Origin of the sequence: Segatella copri (assembly GCF_009495355.1) — a bacterium.
In the GTDB taxonomy this organism is placed as follows: Bacteria; Bacteroidota; Bacteroidia; order Bacteroidales; family Bacteroidaceae; genus Prevotella.
Genome location: NZ_VZAD01000031.1, coordinates 1 through 6,302 on the forward strand (window position 1 = coordinate 1; position 6,302 = coordinate 6,302).

At 42.6% G+C, this 6,302-nt stretch carries 5 protein-coding genes; 1 reads left to right on the plus strand and 4 read right to left on the minus strand.

Translation table 11 applies throughout. The features are described 5' to 3' along the window. Nucleotides 1-326 precede the first annotated feature (326 nt). The gene (locus tag F7D20_RS03215) at nucleotides 327-1,901 is read left to right on the plus strand and encodes an ATP-binding protein (protein WP_158462822.1); all 1,575 of its coding nucleotides are present in this window, start codon (nucleotides 327-329) and stop codon (nucleotides 1,899-1,901) included. Nucleotides 1,902-2,026: 125 nt separating this feature from the next. Here the strand turns inward: F7D20_RS03215 and F7D20_RS03220 are convergent, their stop codons facing one another. The 4 genes from F7D20_RS03220 to F7D20_RS03235 all read right to left on the minus strand — a co-directional run. Then, nucleotides 2,027-3,601 (minus strand): fimbrillin family protein, encoded by a 1,575-nt coding sequence (locus tag F7D20_RS03220; RefSeq protein ID WP_158462823.1) that lies wholly within the window; start codon nucleotides 3,599-3,601, stop codon nucleotides 2,027-2,029. A gap of 36 nt (nucleotides 3,602-3,637) precedes the next feature. Beyond that, entirely contained in the window at nucleotides 3,638-4,603 is a 966-nt protein-coding gene (locus F7D20_RS03225; protein WP_158462824.1) for a fimbrillin family protein, read from the minus strand. A 30-nt stretch (nucleotides 4,604-4,633) separates the two neighbouring features. Next, nucleotides 4,634-5,536: a fimbrillin family protein gene (locus F7D20_RS03230; protein WP_158462825.1), complete on the minus strand. Its 903-nt coding sequence runs from the start codon at nucleotides 5,534-5,536 to the stop codon at nucleotides 4,634-4,636. Between the two features lie 61 nt (nucleotides 5,537-5,597). After that, a partial coding sequence (locus F7D20_RS03235) for a FimB/Mfa2 family fimbrial subunit (RefSeq protein WP_158462826.1) occupies nucleotides 5,598-6,302 on the minus strand: 705 nt, incomplete at its 5' end.

Below are 6,302 nucleotides of genomic sequence, written 5' to 3' on the forward strand. Positions count from 1 at the left end.
GTTCAGGTGTCTACTTCCTATGTTTTAGGTGTCTACTTCGTAGGAATGCGACACCTTTTTGGCTGTTTTTTGTAGAAAATTTTGCTTTTTCTTTGGTACTTTACGAAAAAATGGTTATGCTCAATTTGAGTCATTTTGTGCTGCATCTGTAGAGTGGAAGTCTCTCCATTCTGTAGGAGAACAGTCTTCTTTTGTCTTGAAGATTCGGTAAAGATGCGTGCGGCAAGAGAATCCCCAACTATTTCAGTAACTTTTCCCCGAAATCTCTTGCTGATATGAAAATTAAACCGTAATTTTGCGGAAAAGTTCATATAAAGACAGGAATTATGATAGAGACAAACGATAGAAGATTGCCTGTAGGCATCCAGTCTTTTGATGTAATTAGAAAAGAAGGATACCTTTATGTTGACAAGACAGATATCATCTGGCAACTTGCCAACAGAAATAAAAAGTATAATTACCTGAGCCGCCCACGCCGCTTTGGTAAATCTGTGCTGGTCGATACACTTGAAGCCTACTTCATGGGAAAGAAGGAACTCTTCGAGGGGCTGAAGATCATGCAGCTGGAGACGGAATGGGTGAAGCGACCTGTCATCAGACTGGATATGAGTCGTGCGGGCGCAGAACCGGAAACTTTGCGCTCTTATCTCAATAATATTTTCAGAGAATACGAAGGAGAATATTCATTGGTTCCTGACCCTGCAGATAGTCTTGCCGACCGCTTCAATGCAATAATTGTGGGGGCATATAAGCAAACCGGCCTGCAGGTTGCCATTCTCATTGACGAATACGATTCTCCATTGCAGCATTCCTGGAAAACTCCTCACCACGAAGCATGTACCTCTATTTATAGAGAGGTTTTTGCCATTCTCAAGGCAGATGATAAATACGAGAAGTTTGTCTTCATCACCGGCATCACCAAGTTTACGCAGATTTCTCTCTTCTCTGTACTCAATAATCTGAGCAATATCAGCTTTGAGCCGGAATATGCAGCCATCTGTGGTATTACGAAAGAAGAGGTGCTGCGCGATTTTAAGCCGGAAATCAATAAATTGGCAGAATACGAAAACTGGACATTCGATGAAGCTGTAGCGAAGCTGACGGCATATTATGACGGCTATCATTTCAGCCGCCGCAATATGGTGGATGTATTCAATCCATTCAGTCTTATCAATGCCTTGGCAGATTCTGACTTGAAGAACTACTGGGCTTCATCGGGTGCAACCTCGTTGCTTCCAAAGTTTGTGGATGACATGGAGATTCGTTTGAAGGATTTTGATCATAGTGCCCTGTTGGACACAATCATAGAAACTTCTGACGTAACAGGCGGTGGAGCAGAGCTGTTCCTCTATCAGTCGGGCTATCTCACGATTAAGGGTTACATAAACGGAACTTATCTTCTTGGCATTCCTAACTTCGAGGTTCGGCAAGCCTTGAATGAAATCGTGTTGCCAACGCTTGCCATGCGCAAGAATAATGACCTTCAATCTACTCAGGCATTTCTGAATGTTCACCTCAGCCTTGGCAATCTTCCCGAAGCCATGAAATGCCTGAAGGCGCTTATTGCTGACGTGCCTTACAGCAACAAGAAACTTGCCAGCATGGATATGGAGGAGCGCTACCGCCTGATTCTGAGCACCATCTTCAATGCCATCGGTTGCAGGGTAGAAGTAGAAAAGATGATTGCTACGGGCAGAATAGATATGGTGGTGGAAACCACCAACTTCATCTATGTACTGGAGCTGAAGCTGAGCAACAATGGTGGTGTGGATGCTGCCGAAGAGCAGATGAAAGCCAAGCAGTATGCCGAACCTTTCAAGGCTGATAAGCGCAAGGTGATTGCCCTTGCCATAGAACTGGATGATATGGGAAAGGGACTGGTTGATTGGAAGGAAGTATAATATTGCAAAAAGGGTCTATACGCCCACCTCTCACCGTGGCATATAGACCCTTGTCGTTTCCCGTGAAGTGCGGGTGAATATATGTTTACTGGACACCTTATACTCCTGCCCAGCTTAGGAGTTTATTAATCGTCTGCACAAATGATTTTATGAAATGTATAGAGAAGAAACGTTGTGCGTTTGTAGTCTTCTGTGTCCCAATAGCTTAGTCCAGCTGGAACCCATTCATACGTTGCTTCCTCTGTAGAACGAAGCCGCATCATAGATTGTCGTGAAGACAATGTCAGGTCAATAAAGTCGGTTTGACACCAGTCAAATATACCTCCCATACCTTCTTCTTGTTCTAGTCCAACTGAACTTAGTGCCCCGAAACGGACCCTCTTTAAGAGGCTACATTGTTCAAATGCCCTGTATTTTATCCTTGATGCCTTTCGCATATCTACAATTTCAAGCTGGTGGCATAGGTAGAAAGCACGAAAATTAATCTCTTCGACTTTTGGAGCATATATTGCCGTCAATGTACTGCCTTGAAAAGCATAATCTTCAATAATGGTAGCGTCTGGCAAGCGAACTACGTTAAACCATGGAGCAACGCCTTCTGGTAAATTACCAAAAGCTTTTTGAGGAATTCTCATAACACCTTTTAAGGTAATATCGACAGAACTTTTTGGAACACCTTTATCTTTTAAGGCAGTCTTTATGGCCTCAAAAAGACCTAACGACGCATTGGAAGGTAAAGTTAACTCCACATCATTGCCGTTTTCCAATTGCTTAGCGACCGATTCTCTTACACTCTCTTCCGTTACCAAAGAAGCCTCGCCACCAGGTATTGCCGTTCCTTCTTTCCAATCTGTCACTGTAACATTATCTATTATGGCTTTATCCTTACCAATCTTTAATTTATAGGTATAGCTCATACCGCTTTCAAGATTTGGAATGCCTTTAATAGAGTATGCTTTAGGCGTTCCAGTACCGTTTTCCTGTACACTTATGCATATAAAATCTTTGTTCGCGTCTTCTGCATTTGGAGCAACCAGAGCCACCCAAGAACTCTTTGGGTTAGAGTCATCCACCTTATATGCTTTTATAGCAGAAACATCTGCGCCTTGAGTTGCCGGTAGCTGTAATTGAGAATATATATTTATCTCAGCTACATATGGTTGGTCAAACTCATTCATGAAAGTCGAATTTTCTATATCGATAACGACACGTGCCGTCTGGCGCTTGAATTCCAAATCGAGCTGACGGTTTTCTGGTACGTTTTCATATGTCTTCCTAGCTTTCATGTAGTCAGAAAGAGCTAATCCTTCCTTTGTGTTCTGTTCTGTACAGATTTGTCCGTTGTCAAAACTATTGTTGACATTATTATAAGAATACGGATAAAACGCCTTGAAATCTGTAGCTTCGGATTCCCATTTTATTGGAACTTCGGATTCGGCTACTCCCCAAACTCCATTTTTCATTTCATACTTATGAGTGGCACCACCATTCACGCTAATTCCAATTTGGTCAAAATCTTGAAAAACACTCTGTTCTTCTGTACTGCCAATGGGATTACTTCTGGTAAAAACGCTCTCGCCACCAATGGTTGCATTTACTTTTACCTCATCTCCTGCAAAGCGAACCTGCTCATCTTCTGTAGAGCAAGCAGCAAGCATTGCGAGTAATGCAAAGGTTCCTAAATATTTTGAAATTTTCATATTCTTCGCTTTTTATTCTGTTACTTATTCTGTTTCTTATTCTGTTTCTAAAGTTGCACCAGTCCCTTCTACCCAAGGGCTTGCCTGCATGCTGCCAGCTTTTACGAAATCCTTACCTACAGTAAGGGTCAGCAGATGTTTTTTACCAGCTTCTAATGTCGCAGTCACATTTTCAGGAGCTCTCCACACATAAATCTTGCCGTTTATTTCAAACTCTACCCTAAATCCTTCAGTAATAGTTTGCGGTATAAGGATAGCTGAATAATTTGCAATTGCATGGGCATCATTGTTGGCTGCTGCTGTGAATTCCCCAAGCTCAGGTTCTATCAAGACAGGAGCACAGGTTGCATCTACTGCCACAGTGATAGGATCTGCTGACAAATCTGCAAACCCCTTATTGATGCTTCCTCCGATATTTATATTATTTATCGGATTAGCTGCCAAAGGAGTCGTGGTATTAAAATCAGTGCCGAACTCAATTTTTATGTTCAGCAAACTGAGGGCATGAGTAAAAGTTATGTCAACTGCACCATTTGTCAAATCCTTTTCTGGCACAAACCCCGTTTTCTTATATACAAGGAAGTCAGACTCGTAAGTACCCGCCATCTGTTGCGTACCAACAGAAACTGGATATTTTTTTACTTTAATCATTGTTTCCGTATTTCCATTTGAGTCGAATGGGGCATAAGCCATGATATCGACAGGCTGAGTTGAGTTCTGCCAAAGCATCTGAACAGAAGGATTCCAATTAGTTCCCTCTTTTGTCATCATGATGTTGTTATAGGAATACTTGATATTATTAGCATTGCCAATGCAAAAAGCGAATTCATCAAGAGTATTTGTGGTGTGAAATGCACGTGTAGTTATATCCTCTACATTTGTTGTAACTCGTACCACATTATCCGCAGGATAACTGCTCTGTGCCAAATCCTCATCGTTGGAGCAGCTGGCAAAAACTGCCGTTGCCAAAGCTGCCATTGTGAATAATTTAATTGCTTTCATTCTGTATATGTATTTAATTGTTGTACTATGTTAGTTGAGAGCCTCGCCGCTGAATGTGCTGCCATCCTCCCAATTAGTAATTTTAACATCTCCGAGTTTTATCTCGTCACGTCCCACTTCCAGATTGACTGTAGTAATCTTACCGCTCTCTAACTTGAAAGGTGTGCCGTTATCATAAACGAAATTCTTGCCACCGATGACAATGGTGAGTTGCTTGACATCTTCCTGTGGAATAATGACAGAAACATACTTGGTGTTTTCAGTAATCTCAGGAAGCGAGAAATCTTCCTTTGCTGTAGTGGAAGGAGTAACAACCTTTGTCAGATAATTGATGGTTGCCTCTTTTGCCGCATTGCCCACAACCACTTTCTCTACAGTTGGTATGCCACCCCATTGATTCTTATAGGTAAGGTTCACAGCAAGTTTTGCCATTACATGGGTAAAGGTAAGAGGTACTGTCTGTTGGGCATCGGCACTGTAGGATAAGCCGTCTGGGTTGACTGCCACCAAGAGGTCGCTTTCCGTTTGCTTATTTACATCGAATGTATATTCTCCGGCAGAAAGGTCGGATATTGCTGCTGTAGGATAGACACCGATGAAATAATGCTTCTCACGGTTGTTCTTCCAAAGCATCTGTGGAGTGGATACCCATGTACCGTTAGTCAACTTGTTGATAGCGTTGTTCACCACTCGTTCGCTTGTCTCAGGGGCTACAGTTGGGGCACCTGTCCAGGCATACACACTGATTTCATCACCCTCCTCAAAGGTTTGACCGCCTTTCGCATCTGTGGCAACACGTGTCATATTGCCGATACTGGTAGAAACGGTGATATACTTGGAGGTCTCGCCTCCGATACCATTCTCGTTGTCAGAACAACTTCCCAATGTCAAGACCATTGCCATCAGGGCAAAGAGATAAGTCTTCTTTTTCATTGTCTTTTACTATTTTATGTTTATATTCTTGTTTTGATTCTTGCTTAAATGAGAGGGTCGCTTAATCTTCAGGATTCAGAATCTCACCACGGTATATCCATTCCTCAGTCCAATCATCTATCTTCGTGCTCGTAAGATACATGTAAGGTTTCATCTCCTCAAATTCCAAGTTTATCTTGTACTTGCCGCCAGACTTCATGACAGGAGCTTCGATGTCGTAGTTGCTAACTACTCCCCCAGGAGAAATCAGTTGGATAAACAACTTGGTGGTATGAAAACCGTTGGCTGTCGGCATCAAGCGTAATGTTTCCGTTTTTAAAGTTTCGCCAGGCACTGCGATTCTCAAAGGTATATCACACTCTTCCTTGGTATAGCTTGCCGTCCCAAATGTTCCATCCTCATTCTTTTGCAGGGGAAGGAGTCCGGTTGCCACATTCAGAACCTTGCCTATCATTGCAAAATTGTCAGGAACTCCTTCAATGAAGATGGTCAATTCTGCAAGTATATGTCGCATTTCATTTTTGGTTATGTAGTTGACATTTGATTTGTCTATACCGATGTCCGTGACACCATAATAGGCATGGTCGGGAGAGGCACTTGGATTGGACAATCCAAACATGAGTTGGTTCATATTGAGGGTTGCCCTTGTAGCCTCACCGATAAAAAACGGTTCTATAAGGTTGGTGGCAGCCAGAATCTGATAATGCCCTACAGGAAGAGCGAAGCGTTGGCTTGCCACCTCCTGCGCACTGCCATAATGTTTTTC